The sequence below is a fragment of the Rhodococcus zopfii NBRC 100606 = JCM 9919 genome (genome assembly GCF_001895025.1).
Taxonomy (GTDB): Bacteria; Actinomycetota; Actinomycetes; order Mycobacteriales; family Mycobacteriaceae; genus Rhodococcus; species Rhodococcus zopfii.
Genome location: NZ_BCXI01000006.1, coordinates 1 through 12,748 on the forward strand (window position 1 = coordinate 1; position 12,748 = coordinate 12,748).

At 68.8% G+C, this 12,748-nt stretch carries 10 protein-coding genes, 1 pseudogene and 1 riboswitch; of the genes and pseudogenes, 5 read left to right on the top strand and 6 right to left on the bottom strand.

Annotation, left to right across the window (positions count from 1 at the left end):
- Window positions 1-113, top strand: a pseudogene (locus RZ1_RS31145) (transposase); the annotation flags it as partial.
- Between the two features lie 900 nt (window positions 114-1,013).
- Window positions 1,014-1,538 carry an Rv1363c family protein gene (locus tag RZ1_RS03670; protein WP_072809349.1) on the top strand — a complete coding sequence of 175 codons (525 nt, stop codon included), beginning with the start codon at window positions 1,014-1,016 and terminating at the stop codon, window positions 1,536-1,538.
- Window positions 1,539-1,583: 45 nt separating this feature from the next.
- Here the strand turns inward: RZ1_RS03670 and RZ1_RS03675 are convergent, their stop codons facing one another.
- Both RZ1_RS03675 and RZ1_RS03680 read right to left on the bottom strand, forming a co-directional pair.
- Window positions 1,584-2,933 (bottom strand): M1 family metallopeptidase, encoded by a 1,350-nt coding sequence (locus tag RZ1_RS03675; protein WP_072809430.1) that lies wholly within the window; start codon window positions 2,931-2,933, stop codon window positions 1,584-1,586.
- On the bottom strand, window positions 2,930-6,838 hold the full coding sequence (locus tag RZ1_RS03680) for a Pls/PosA family non-ribosomal peptide synthetase (RefSeq protein WP_072809350.1): 3,909 nt from the start codon (window positions 6,836-6,838) through the stop codon (window positions 2,930-2,932). The genes RZ1_RS03675 and RZ1_RS03680 overlap by 4 nt, the downstream gene beginning before the upstream one ends.
- A 197-nt stretch (window positions 6,839-7,035) precedes the next feature.
- Window positions 7,036-7,153: riboswitch (SAM riboswitch) on the top strand.
- A gap of 65 nt (window positions 7,154-7,218) precedes the next feature.
- On the opposite strand from RZ1_RS03680, the gene RZ1_RS03685 reads away from it, so the two are divergent.
- Window positions 7,219-8,532, top strand: coding sequence for an aminotransferase class V-fold PLP-dependent enzyme (locus RZ1_RS03685; RefSeq protein ID WP_072809351.1), 1,314 nt, complete (start codon window positions 7,219-7,221; stop codon window positions 8,530-8,532).
- Between the two features lie 202 nt (window positions 8,533-8,734).
- The gene (locus tag RZ1_RS31150) at window positions 8,735-9,322 is read left to right on the top strand and encodes a hypothetical protein (RefSeq protein WP_072809353.1); all 588 of its coding nucleotides are present in this window, start codon (window positions 8,735-8,737) and stop codon (window positions 9,320-9,322) included.
- Between the two features lie 76 nt (window positions 9,323-9,398).
- Here RZ1_RS31150 and RZ1_RS03695 read toward each other — a convergent pair whose 3' ends face one another.
- The 4 genes from RZ1_RS03695 to RZ1_RS03710 form a co-directional block, all read right to left on the bottom strand.
- Window positions 9,399-9,881, bottom strand: coding sequence for a winged helix-turn-helix domain-containing protein (locus tag RZ1_RS03695; RefSeq protein ID WP_072809354.1), 483 nt, complete (start codon window positions 9,879-9,881; stop codon window positions 9,399-9,401).
- The gene (locus RZ1_RS03700; protein WP_072809355.1) at window positions 9,878-10,441 is read right to left on the bottom strand and encodes a flavin reductase family protein; all 564 of its coding nucleotides are present in this window, start codon (window positions 10,439-10,441) and stop codon (window positions 9,878-9,880) included. The genes RZ1_RS03695 and RZ1_RS03700 overlap by 4 nt, the downstream gene beginning before the upstream one ends.
- A 194-nt stretch (window positions 10,442-10,635) precedes the next feature.
- Window positions 10,636-11,109, bottom strand: coding sequence for a YbaK/EbsC family protein (locus RZ1_RS03705; RefSeq protein WP_072809357.1), 474 nt, complete (start codon window positions 11,107-11,109; stop codon window positions 10,636-10,638).
- 40 nt (window positions 11,110-11,149) lie between these two features.
- Window positions 11,150-11,671 carry a 2-oxo-4-hydroxy-4-carboxy-5-ureidoimidazoline decarboxylase gene (locus tag RZ1_RS03710; RefSeq protein WP_072809360.1) on the bottom strand — a complete coding sequence of 174 codons (522 nt, stop codon included), beginning with the start codon at window positions 11,669-11,671 and terminating at the stop codon, window positions 11,150-11,152.
- Between the two features lie 185 nt (window positions 11,672-11,856).
- On the opposite strand from RZ1_RS03710, the gene RZ1_RS03715 reads away from it, so the two are divergent.
- Window positions 11,857-12,687: a crotonase/enoyl-CoA hydratase family protein gene (locus tag RZ1_RS03715; protein ID WP_072809362.1), complete on the top strand. Its 831-nt coding sequence runs from the start codon at window positions 11,857-11,859 to the stop codon at window positions 12,685-12,687.
- The last annotated feature ends 61 nt before the right edge of the window (window positions 12,688-12,748 follow it).

The window sequence follows — 12,748 nt, forward strand, 5'->3', positions numbered from 1 at the left end:
GGTTGGTGCCCACGGAGCATTCGTCCGGTTCGATGCGATCGCAGGGGTCGATCACCAAGACCGGGAATGGTCGTGCTCGGCGGCTACTGATCGAGGCGGCGTGGCATCACCGACCTCGGTATCTGCCGGGAGTGACCCTGCGGCGCCGCTGGGACAAGGCGTCTCCGGCGGCGCGGGCTCGTGGACAGCAGGCAAATCGGCGGCTGCACGATCGGTGGGTCGGGTTCGACGTCCGTCGCAAACGCCCCGCGGTGGCCAATACCGCGATCGCTCGCGAACTCGCCGGCTGGTGTTGGTCATTGGCTGTGCTCGAGACCTGGAAGAAGCCGATTCCCCGCTGGCGTGTCCGGTCGGCGAGTGTGGTCCTCGACCCGTCGGGCGGCAAGGTCGGTTCTCCTCGCTTCGCTGCGGGGACTCCACCTTGCCCCCGCTCCTTGGTCGACGACCGAGAGGCAAGGACCGGATCCGGACCGAGTCCGGAGCCACAGCCGTACAGGTCGCCCGATACGTGGGCGGCCGGCAGGGGATCGTCAAGCACATCGGATCGGCCCACACCGGCGTCGAGCTCGGTCACCAAGTGAGCCAAGTCAGGCGTCGGCCTGTTCGTATCTGAATTGTTCTGAGTATTCGGCGATTTGAGCGCGCAGCGCCGGCCGGTGACGGGACAGTGCAATGAACTCCATGGTCAGTGCGACGCCGGCGGGAGGCCCAGCACAGACCGGCCGGGCAGCGCACCTACCGGTACGAACCGACATATATGCCTGCGTGGCATCGCCGAACTCCACGCCGACTTCACTCCCGCCGACTGATCACACGGCCGACCGACCACGAAAGGGCACCACCATGGGGATCCTTGGGCGAGGGGCGGGGATCTGCGTCATCCCGTCGACGGCATCGGCACCCCGGCCGCCGTCAGACCGAGCGGAAGTCCACCGCGACCGCCGAGATCGACGACTGGATGTGCGGCTACTCCGCCGTCATCCCGTCGCGGCGCTGGAAACCGTCGGTGGGCAGTGCGCGCTGGGTCTTCGGGCGAGAACCCGGAGGTCGAGGGTCCTGCGGCGGACACCGGCCGCGGACGCATCGGACTTGCGGTGGCTGCGGTCGTGGCGGTCACCGCCGCCGCAGTCCTCGGATGGAAGTTGCAGCAGGTCAACGCAGTCGACAATGCATCCGCGGCAGCCCTCGATGCGGCACGGCAGTACGCGGTCGTGCTGACCAGCGTCAGCTCCGACGACCTCGACGCGAATTTCGATGCCGTGCCGGACGGCGCCACCGGCCAGTTCAAGGACATGTACGCGCAGTCGAGCGAACAACTCCGCCAGCTGCTCGTCGACAACAAGGCGACCGCCGAGGGCGTGGTGATCGAGACCGGCGTCAAATCCGCGACCACGACGAAGGTCGAGGTGGTGCTGTTCGTCGACCAGACCGTCACCAACACTGTGTCGCCCGAGTCGCGACTCGATCGCAGCCGGGTCGTGATGACGATGGAACTCGTCGACGGCCGCTGGCCCGCCTCGGACGTGGTGCTGCCCTGACGCGGTGCCCGGCCCGACCCGTTTCCGGGATGCCGGGTGGAACCGTCAGAGGCCGGGGAACGGGGGCAGCGCGCGGTCGTACAGCCAGGTGTCCCACAGCGACCGCAGCGGTGTGTCGGTGAAACGCGCTGCGAGACCGATGAACTGCTCGGTCGTCACGTTCGAGTGCCGATGCTCCGCGGTCCAGGTGCGGAGCAGAGCGAAGAACCTGTCGTCGCCCAGATGCCGGCGGAGCGTGTGCAGGGTGAGCGCGCCGCGCTTGTAGATCCGGTCGTCGAACATGTCCTTCGGCCCCGGATCGCCCAGCAGGATGTCCTGTGGTTTGCGGGCAAGGCCGCGGTGCGCCTCGGCAGCGAGAGCCTGCGCCGACGGTCCCCCCGAGTTCTCCGCCCACAGCCACTCGGCGTAGCAGGCGAAACCCTCGTGCAGCCAGATGTCCCGCCAGCGCTCGAGAGTCAGGCTGTTGCCGAACCACTGGTGCGCCAGCTCGTGTGCGACGAGCCGCTCCTCGCGCCTGCGGCCGTCGCAGTGGTTGGCGCCGAATATCGACAGTCCCTGGGCCTCGAGCGGAATCTCGAGGTCGTCGTCGGTCACCACGACGGTGTAGTGCGCGAACGGATACGGGCCGAACAGGTTCCGGAAGACGTCCATCATCTGCGGTTGGCGCCCGAAATCGATGTCGAATCCGGCCCGCAGCCGCGGCGGGTGCACCGCGATCAGCGGAACCGGGGACGAGGACACCTTGCGGGCCTCGTAGTGCCCGATCTGCACGGTCGCCAGGTACGTCGACATCGGTTCGGGCTGCTCGTACACCCACGTCGTCTGGCTGGCCTTCGTGGTTTTCCGCAGCAGGGTGCCGTTCGCGACGGCATGGAACGGCGAGTCGGTGGTCAGGGTGATCCGGTACGTCGCCTTCGATCCGGGATGGTCGTCGCACGGGAACCACGAGGGGGCACCGTTCGGCTGGCTGGCGACGAGCGAGCCTTCCTCGAGTTCCTCCCAGCCGACCTCCCCCCACATCGAGTGGCGGGGCGTGGGCGTCCCCGAATAGTTCACGGTGACGGTGAGCACCGCGCCCGCCGGAATCTTCTGTGCGGGTGTCACGGTCAGCTTGCCGTCACGGTGCGTGTACTTCGCCGGCCGGGCACCGTTGACCGACACCTTCGACACTCGCATCGTGTCGACGAGATCGAGCGCGTACTTGCCACGCACGTCCGTTGCGGTGGCGATGATCGTGGCCCGGCCTGCGAGGCGGTTCGACGCGACCTTGTAGTTCAGCTCCAATTCGTATCGGGACACGCGGTACCCGCGGTTGCCGCTCGTCGGCAGGTACGGGTCGAGCGGACGGTCCGTTCCCACGGGAGCAACCGGCTTGGCTGCCTTGACGGACTTCATCGCGGCGACCAATCTCCGGGCGTCGTCCACGGGGCGATGGGATTGCCCTGCCAGCGGGTCGATGCGGGAACGACATCTCCGCGCATCACAAGGGAGGCCGGGCCGACGGTGGCCCCGGCGCCGATGCCCGACGCCGGCAGCGCAACGCACTGCGGCCCGAGGGTGGCTCCGTTCTCGATCGTCACGGTGTCCATGGACATGATCCGATCATGGAACAGGTGCGTCTGCACCACGCACCCCCGTTCCACCGTCGCGCCGTCCTCGAGCGTCACCAGATCCGCCTCCGGCAGCCAGTAGCTTTCGCACCACACGCCGCGGCCGATGTGCGCGCCGAGCGCCCGCAGCCACAGATTCATCACGACGGTTCCCGTCGCGGGGCGCGCGAACCAGGGCGCGGCGACCATCTCGACGAACGTGTCGGACACCTCGTTCCGCCACACGAACGAACTCCACAGCGGATGCTCCACGCGGCCGATCCGCCCGACGACCGACCATTTCGCCGCCACCGTGACGATGCACGCGACCGCGCCGGCGATCATGAGGACGACACCGCCGAGCACCAGGGCGAGCGGATAGCCACCCGCGGCCGCGAGTGCGTTCAACGCGAACAGCACACCGAGCCCGATCCCGAACGTCACCATCATCGGGACGAGCCGGAATGTTTCGACGACTCCCCGCGCGACCTTCAGCTTCAGCGGGGGAGCGAACGTGCGGCTCGAATCGGAGTCGCCGGCAGAACGGCGCAATCGGACCGGGGGGCTGCCCAGCCACGACGAACCGGACTTGGCCTTCGTCGGTGCCGCGGACAGCACCGCGACGAGACCGTGCTTCGGGACCCGGCGTCCAGGCGCGGCCATACCCGAATTGCCGAGGAACGCGCGTTTGCCGACCTTCGCGTGCGAGATGAACAGCCAGCCGCCACCGAGCTCGTAGGACGCGACCATGGTGTCGTCGGCGAGGAACGCACCGTCGGCGACCTTCGTGAACTTGGGGACCATCAGCACGGTCGACGCTTCGACGTCCTTGCCGATGTCGGCGCCGAGCAGCCGCAGCCAGATCGGGGTGAGCATCGAGGCGTACAGCGGGAACAGGAAGGTGCGTGACGAGTCCATGAGCCGTTCGGTGGCCCAGACCTGCCAGCCGACACGGCTGCGCACCGGGTGCCAGCCCTCGACCATGCCGATGGACAGCAGCCGCACCGACGCGACCGTGAGCAGCGCGAACACGAACATCGTGAGCACGCCGGCGGCGGGCAGCATCACGAGGGACCGGACGACGGCGTCGGGCAGGGTGGCGGTGTCGCTGACCCACCAGCCGATCAGGGCGACGCCCGAACCGATCGCGACGAGGGGCAGCCCGGCGATCATCACCGAGCTCGCACCGAACACCGGCACCCATCCCGGCGCGCGGCGCGGCGGTTCGGCGGGCCAGGGATGGGCGGCGCGCCCGACCTTCACGGCGGGCGAGCCGGCCCACTGCTGTCCGGCCTTGACCCGCCCGAACACTGCCGAGCCCGCTTCGACCACGGCGTTCTTGCCGATCTTGCAGCCGGGATTGAGAGTGGACCGGGCGCCGACCGAGGCGCCGGCCCCGATCCGGATCGTGCCGATGTGCACCACGTCGCCGTCGACCCAGTGGCCGGACAGGTCGACCTCGGGTTCGATCGAGCAGCCGTCGCCGAGTTCGAGCATGCCGGTCACCGGGGGCAGGCTGTGCAGATCGACGCCGCGCCCGATCTTCGCGCCGAGCGCCCGGGCGTAGTAGAGCATCCACGGCGCACCGGACAGATTCGCCGCGCCGCTCGCCTCGACCAGCCGCAGCGACGTCCACAGCCGGAGATGCACGGAGCCGCCGCGACGGTAGGTGCCGGGTTTCACCCCGCGCAGCAGCACCCGGGCACCGGCGACCGCGATCGTCATGCGGCCGAGTGGGGTGATGAACAGCAGCACGCCGAGCGCGGTCCACCACCACGACAGGGTGACGGTCCACGGCACCGAGACGACGGTCGCGAGCACGTTGTTGAGCACGGCCAGCCACGTCACCCACTGCATGCCGGTCAAGGTGGCCAGCGGGACGGTCGCGGCGATCTGGGCCAGCTGCGCGGACCGCGGCGTCGGTTCGACCTTGCGCGGAGTGACGGTCTCGGTCGGGGCGAGCTCGTCGAGGTACAGGGCGAGCGAACCCAGCCGCGGATGGTCGTACAGCTCCGCGACGGTCATCTCCGGATAGCGTTCGCGAAGGGCTGTCACCAGCTGGGCTGCCGACAGCGAGCCGCCGCCGAGTTCGAAGAAGTCGTCGTCGAGCCCTTCGACGCGAGCGCCGAGCAGCGACATCCACAGGCTCGCGACCCATTCGGCGGTGGGGTCGAGTCCGAGTGCTTCGGCGGAGTCCGCGTCGGTGCCGGGCAGCGGCCACGGCAGCGCGGCCCGGTCGACCTTGCCGGACGTGCGGGTGGGGAGTTCGTCGACGAGCGCGAGCCGCGGAACCATCGCCGCGGGGAGCTGCTCGGTGAGCAGGTCGCGGGCGGAGGCGACATCGAAGTCCGGGTCGGTGCTGGCGATGTAGCCGATGAGCATCGCGTGTCCGGCCGCGGTCTTGCGCACGGCGCACGCGCCACCCGCGACGCCCGGCAGGTTCTGCAGGGCGTTGTCGATCTCGCCGAGTTCGATGCGCCGCCCGCCGATCTTGACCTGGTCGTCGGCGCGTCCCTGGAAGAGCAGGCCACGACGATCGAGTGTCACCAGGTCGCCGCTGCGGTAGGCGCGCTCCCAGCCGAGCGTCGGCATCGGCGCGTACTTCTCCGCGTCCTTGGCGGGGTCGAGGTAGCGGGCGAGGCCGACTCCGCCGATGACGAGTTCGCCGGTCGCGCCCTCTTCGACGGGTACACCGTCGGCGTCGACGACCGCGAGGTCCCAGCCGTCGAGAGGCAGGCCGATGCGGATGGGACCGAGGCCGTCCATCGGGGCGGCGCACGCGACGACGGTCGCTTCGGTGGGGCCGTACGTGTTCCACACTTCCCGCTCGGGCACGGCGAGCCGTTCGGCGAGGTCGGGGGGACAGGCCTCCCCGCCGAAGATGAGCAGCCGCACCGCTTCGAGTGCCTCGGCGGGCCACATCGCCGCGAGCGTCGGCACCGTGGAGACGACGGTGATGTCGCGTGAGACCAGCCACGGACCCAGATCCATGCCGGAACGCACCAGCGATCGGGGAGCGGGCACCAGGCACGCTCCGTGCCGCCACGCCAGCCACATCTCCTCACAGGACGCGTCGAACGCCACCGACAGGCCGGCGAGCACCCGGTCTCCGGGTCCGATCGGGTTGTCCTGCAGGAACATCCGCGCTTCGGCGTCGACGAACGCGGCGGCGTTGCGGTGCGTGACGGCGACGCCCTTCGGGGTGCCCGTCGACCCCGAGGTGAAGATGATCCAGGCGTCGTCGCCGAGCCGTGGTCCGCGCACCTGCGGATCGGCGGACGCCGGCGCGGTGCCCGGGCCGATCCCCGCCTCCGTGACGATCGCGGTGACGTCCGCCTCCCCGAACACCAGCTCGGCTCGTTCGTCCGGGTCGTCCGCGTCGACGGGGACGTACGCCGCGCCCGCGGCGAGCACCGACAGGATCGTGATGTACAGGTCCTTGGTACCGGACGGCATGCGCACCCCGACCCGGTCGCCGGCGCCGACTCCGGCGTCGGTCAGGCGGTAGGCGCCCGCGATGATCTCCTCGGCTAGTTCCGAGTAGCTGAGCGTGACCTTGCCGTCGTCGATCGCGGGGACGTCGGGATGCGCGTCGGCGGTACTGCGCAGGATGTCGACGAGGGTCCGAGGGGCGGGCGCGAACGACGAACGCAGGTACTCGTCCGGTACTCGAGCGGGCCGACCCGGATCCGTCGTGGGCTGGACAGACAATCTGCGTGTCCTTCTCTGGTGTCGATGATGCGTTCGGCCGGTTGTCTCACGACCAGGTGGACGGCAGGTGAACTCCCTGCCGACCGGACGGTCGCTTCGATCGATTGTCCTCCGGGCCACCGGGTCTTCGCCTGCCGACCGCGCACGGCGTGTTTCGGTTTGACAACTCCGGCGGCGTGCTGTCATCCTCTTCCGCAGGTCACGAGTACCAGCATCAAGCCCCGGCTCGCTGGTCGGCAACCCTCCACCGCGGTGGGGTGCTCCGGGTGACGACCTGGCTGCGGATCCGAAAACCGGACGCAGCAAGCGCGGACTCCGCCGGCGATCGAACATCGTCGTGGCGATCACCGACGGGTCCCTGAACGGACAAGGGACTAATCATGACTGTTGCATCGACCGCCACCTGCATCGCGCCCATCGCTCGCGTGTCCGGCTGTGACCTGCAGGTTCCGCTCGTCCAGGGCGGCACCTGCACGTACGTCAACTTCGACTACGCCGCGAGTGCTCCGGCCCTGGCCGCCGTCACCGACCGCATCGCCGAACTGCTGCCCTTCTACGCCAGCGTGCACCGCGGTGCCGGCTACGCCTCGCGGGTCACCACCGATGCCTACGAGAAGTGCCGGGCCGTGGTCTCCGGATTCGTCGGTGCCGCCGACGACCAGGTCGTCGTGTTCACCCGCAACACCACCGATTCGCTGAACCTGCTCGCGACCGCGGTGCCGGGTGAGGTCGTCCTGCTCGACATCGAGCATCACGCGAATCTGTTGCCGTGGAGGAACTCCCGCATCGTGGAGGCGGCCGACACGGTCGCCGGGACGATCGAGCGGCTCGCCGCGGAACTGCGCCGGGCGCCGGCCGCGCTGCTCGCGATCACCGGAGCCTCGAACGTCACCGGTGAGCTGCTGCCCATCGGGGAACTGACCGACCTCGCGCACGAGTGCGGGGCGCGCATCCTGGTCGACGGCGCGCAGTTGGTGCCGCATCGCCGGATCGACCTCGCCGCAACCGGAGTCGACTATCTCGCGTTCTCCGGCCATAAGACGTACGCGCCGTTCGGTGCCGGCGTCCTCGTCGGCCGCCGCGACTGGCTCGATGTGGCCGAGCCCTACCTCGCCGGTGGCGGCGCGGTGCGTGAGGTACGCCTGGACCACACCGAATGGGCCTGCGCCCCTGCGCGTCACGAGGCCGGTTCGCCGAACGTGCTCGGTGCCGCGGCGATCGCGGCGGCCTGCGACGCGCTCGCCGGTTTCGACGCCGACGCGGTGGCCCGCCACGAAGAGGAGCTGAGCGCGCTGCTGGTCGCGGGTCTGCACGAAATCGACGGGGTCGAACTGCTCCGCCTCTGGGAGGACTCGTGCGATTCCGTCGGCATCGTCACGTTCACGGTCGCCGGTTACGAACCCGCGGAGATCGCGGCGTACCTGTCTGCCGAGCACGGCATCGGCGTCCGCGACGGACGCTTCTGCGCGCACCCGTTGCTCGCCCGTGTGGGCCGCGCCGGAGGCGCGGTGCGGGCTTCCCTGGGGCTGGGTAGCTCGTCCGACGACGTCGAGCGTCTGGTCGGTGCGCTCCGTCGCCTCGTCGAGCACGGCCCGTCCTGGACCTACGCCAAGACCGACGGCCTGTGGGGTCCGTCGCCGGAGACCCGCCCGGGTCTCGCGGTGGAGGGTGCCGGCGCGTCGGAGTGCGTCTGACCCTCGCGATCGACAATTTCCCACAAGATCGGTAGGGTATTACCCATGGCATCGCAGACCGCATCGAACGTCGTCGCACCGTGGTGCCGTCGTCATGTCGATCTGTGCCGCACCGCCTCCGGCATGTGTACGAGCTGAACGACACCCCCGTCTCCACAGCTCATCGCCGCGGGATCGCCTGCGGCAGTTCGAAGGAACCCACATGTCGTACAGCAATGTCGTTCACGCCGTTTCGTCCACCCGCCCGCTGCGTGTCGCCGTCGAACTCGTCGGCCCGTCCGGCCCGCACTACTGGGCCGATCTCACCGCCGGTCGATCGGGCGAGGATTCGCTCGATCTGAGTGCGTCGCAACCGAATGTCGTGCGGATTCGCGCCACCGATCTGCGCGAGACCCGCAAGGCCCGCGATCGCGTCCGCGCCGAACTCGTCGCCGAAGGTCGCGACCCCGACAGCGTCACCGTCCTGGTCGATCTCGAGGTGGTCGTGGCATCCGAGGCACGTAGCGCCCGAAAGCAATACGCGCAGTTGGACAGTCCGCGCGCGACGGACACCCTCTCGTACGTCGGCACCCCACAGGGCCTGGCGGGTCTCATTGCCGACATCCACTCCACACGCGTCGCGGACGGTGTCACCCTCGTTCCGCTGGCGGCGCCGTTCACCGTCGAGCACATCGTGGACGGCACGCTTCCGTGGCTCGAGTCCCGCGATCTCGCGGTGACCGCACCGTCCGTCGTGGAAGTGCTGCGCCGCTTCGGAACCGGTGGCCGAGGGCTTACCCGGGCCTCGTAGCCTCCTACGTTCCGTCCGGATTCGAAAAGCCGAATGGGGCGAGAGAACGGATTCTCTCGCCCCATTCGCCGTGTCGTCAGGCCGAACGCCGGGTCAGAGGTTCGACGATGTGCACGCCGGGATGGGGATCGAAACGGTAACCGGTTCCCCGCACCGTCGTGATGATGGATCCGAATCTTCCCAGCTTCGTACGGATTCGGGACACGTGTACGTCGACGCTGCGCCCTCGTCGCTGATCGATATCCGTTGCGGCGGGATCGAGTTCCCGCAGTGTCGTCCGGGACACGACTACGCGAGGTCGCTGGACCAGCCGGGAAAGGATGTCGAATTCGGTGTGGCTGAGCAGAATTCGTGAGTTGTCGAGAATCACGTCGCGGGCGGGCAGATCGATCACCAAAGGTACCGGTGTGGAGCTCAGCAGCGTGTGCGTGCTCACTCCGGGCACGAGATCCTGTGCGGTTTCGCGCAACGCGTCGGCGAGCGCGGCGAGATCCGTCGACGAACGCACGCCGGTGTTGGAAAGCTGTACGACCAGTACGAGTTCGGGAGTTGTGGTCATGGTGTCGTGTCCAATGGTGTGGGCCGGTGGTAAACGCCGTCGTGGTAGAGCAACGGACCCGCCGGCGACTCGGTATCGGTGATGGCCGTATCGGCGACGAGGCCGACGACCAGAGTGCTGTCCCCGACCGGGATCAATTGGTGCACAAGAAGACGCAGGCGAACAGGCGTGTCGTGGAGGGCAGGCTCGCCGGTGTCGAGACGACCCCACAGCGAACGGTCTGCGAAGCGCTCGTCGGCGCTGCGCGCGAAACGCTGTGCCAGATGTCGTTGGTCCTCGCCCAGCAGGTGCACCACGAGCGAGTCCGCCGCGTGCACGGCGTCGATGCTCGACGATGTGTGAGTGATGTTGAACGACACCAGCGGTGGGTTCAGAGACAGTGAGGAGAACGACGTCGCGGTGAAACCGACCGGGCCGTCTCCGGAATCGAGCGTGACGATGGTGACGCCTGCCGGGTGGCGGCGCAACGCGGAGCGGTACTCCTCGTTGCCGACGCCCAGGGCGAATTCGGGGGCGGTGGCGTCGGCGCGGTCGGCGACAGGGGAATGTGAAGTGGGCATTGCCGTCCCTGGAGAGGCTGCCCCCGGAAAGAAGCTGGGGGACAGGGCGAATGATCAGATGGAATGAGTGTGGGCGTCAGTTCGCACACAGGCACGAGCGGGTACGGCACAGGTCGACATGCCTGCGGCTCCACGCTCGGATAGTCACGGTGACACTATAGTGCAGCACTCCCTGTTCCGGTACCGCAGGTCGGTCAGTCCATCTCCACGTCCATGCCGGCGGTGATGCGCAGAAGTTCCCGATAGGTCGTGCGGAACATCGTGTTCGGGTGTCCGCCCGCCGCCCACAACTGCGGATGGGCCTCGAGCGCGCGATCGACATAGGTCGGCAGATTGGTGGGATGCCCCAGCGGCGCGACACCGCCGACCGGTTGTGCGGTGACCTCCGACGCCACCTCGGCCGACGCCGGCACCAGGGTTCCCCCGAGGCGCTCGCCGCAACGCCGCGTGTCGACCCGGTGGGCGCCGGAGACCAGCAGCAGGACCGGTTCGCCGTCGAGCTCGAACACCAGTGACTTCACGATCGCACCGACGTCGACACCCAGCGCCGCGGCCGCCTGCTCGGCCGTGTGCACCGACTCCGGCTGGGTGAGGATCAAGCCTGGATGGCCGCGCGAGATGAGCGTGTCGGCCACGTGAACGGCGTTCGGATGCAGTGTCGCGGACATGGTTCCAATGTAGGAGCGGACCGGGCCCGCCGCGCGGGGATCAGTAGAGCGGAAAGCCGTCCTCCGGTCCCAGCATGCGTTCGAGGCGGGTACGGGTGACCTTCGCCAGCTCGTCGGTGCGGATCTTCCGTTCGGCATCGACGTCGTTGCCGAGACGGTGGACGAGGTCGGCGAGCAGTTCGTCCGGCCCGCGGCCGCCCGGACACCACAGATAGCGGAATCCGAACCGTTGCTCGTACTCGTGGGCCGACTGCGCGATCGCCGCCATGGTTTGTGGATCCTCGTCCCACATCGAGGAGTGGTCGGCGCGTGAATGTGCGCTTCGCGGCCGGCCGCCGACGATCGGATGGCAGTCCAGGGCATCGGCGATTCCCGTCTCGTCCAGCGTCACGAGCACCGCGTCGGCGCGGGCGAACAGTTCGGTGTGGCTCGCATAGGGGCGTCCGGCGGCGACCGGGTTCGCCCACCCGAGCGACGCGCAGCACTCGTACAGCGCGTGGACGGCGCCGCGGCGACTGAGGGCATTGAACGCACCGAGACCGATTCCCTGATGCAGAAGCATGGCTGCGCTCCTCTCCGAGACGGACCGCCCCGGGAACCCGGGGCTGCGGTCGGATCAAGCTTCCACCCTGCGCGGGCGTGCTTCCAGAGCTGTGACCGGGAGTTTTCGAGCCTTTAACACCGCTCCGCGGCGAACGTGACGTGGAGCTCCGTGTGAACGGTCGGCAAAGATATTACTCTCGAGTAATGACCGATCATTCCAGCTGGAAAGCATTCACCGTCGAGGTCGAGGCACACGTCGCCCGCGTGACCCTCGTCGGACCGGGCAAGGGCAACGCGATGGGACCCGACTTCTGGTCCGAGCTGCCCGAACTGTTCGCCGCACTCGACACCGACGACGAGGTGCGCGCCGTCGTCCTCGCCGGCTCCGGCAAGCACTTCTCCTTCGGCCTCGACCTGCCCGCGATGAGCGGCGACATCGGCAAGGTTCTCGCCGACAAGGCCCTCGCCAAACCGCGCACCGACTTCCACGCGATGGTCAAGCGCATGCAGGCCGCGATCACCGCGGTCGCCGACTGCCGCAAGCCCGTCGTCGCAGCCGTGCAGGGCTGGTGCATCGGTGGCGGCGTCGACCTGATCACCGCCGCCGACATCCGCTACGCGTCGGCGGACGCCAAGTTCAGCGTCCGCGAGGTGAAGGTCGGCATGGTCGCCGACGTCGGCAGCCTCGCCCGCCTCCCGCTGATCGTCGGCGACGGCCACACCCGTGAGCTCGCACTCACCGGCAAGGACATCGACGCGGCCCGCGCCGAGAAGATCGGACTCGTCAACGACGTGTTCGACGACGCAGAGGCCGCCCTCGCCGCCGCGCACGCGACCGCCGCCGAAATCGCAGGCAACCCGCCGCTCGTCGTCCACGGCATCAAGGACGTCCTGGACCACACCCGCTCCCCGCAGGTCGACGACAGCCTCCGCTACGTCGCGGCGTGGAACGCGGCCTTCCTGCCCTCCGAGGACCTCACCGAGGCCATCTCCGCCGTCTTCGAGAAGCGCCCCCCGAACTTCCGGGGTCGCTGATTTTCGGGCTCGGCCCGAAACGAGCGAACGGTACATTCCGTCGGGGAGTCCGACGGAATGT

What these genes read in the sequence shown, in the direction of transcription:
- RZ1_RS03675 (WP_072809430.1), bottom strand. Translation starts at nt 2,933, where the DNA reads ATGAAGTCCGTCAAGGCAGCCAAGCCGGTTGCTCCCGTGGGAACGGAC.
- RZ1_RS03685 (WP_072809351.1), top strand. Translation starts at nt 7,219, where the DNA reads ATGACTGTTGCATCGACCGCCACCTGCATCGCGCCCATCGCTCGCGTG.
- RZ1_RS31150 (WP_072809353.1), top strand. Translation starts at nt 8,735, where the DNA reads ATGTCGTACAGCAATGTCGTTCACGCCGTTTCGTCCACCCGCCCGCTG.
- RZ1_RS03695 (WP_072809354.1), bottom strand. Translation starts at nt 9,881, where the DNA reads ATGACCACAACTCCCGAACTCGTACTGGTCGTACAGCTTTCCAACACC.
- RZ1_RS03700 (WP_072809355.1), bottom strand. Translation starts at nt 10,441, where the DNA reads ATGCCCACTTCACATTCCCCTGTCGCCGACCGCGCCGACGCCACCGCC.
- RZ1_RS03705 (WP_072809357.1), bottom strand. Translation starts at nt 11,109, where the DNA reads ATGTCCGCGACACTGCATCCGAACGCCGTTCACGTGGCCGACACGCTC.
- RZ1_RS03710 (WP_072809360.1), bottom strand. Translation starts at nt 11,671, where the DNA reads ATGCTTCTGCATCAGGGAATCGGTCTCGGTGCGTTCAATGCCCTCAGT.
- RZ1_RS03715 (WP_072809362.1), top strand. Translation starts at nt 11,857, where the DNA reads ATGACCGATCATTCCAGCTGGAAAGCATTCACCGTCGAGGTCGAGGCA.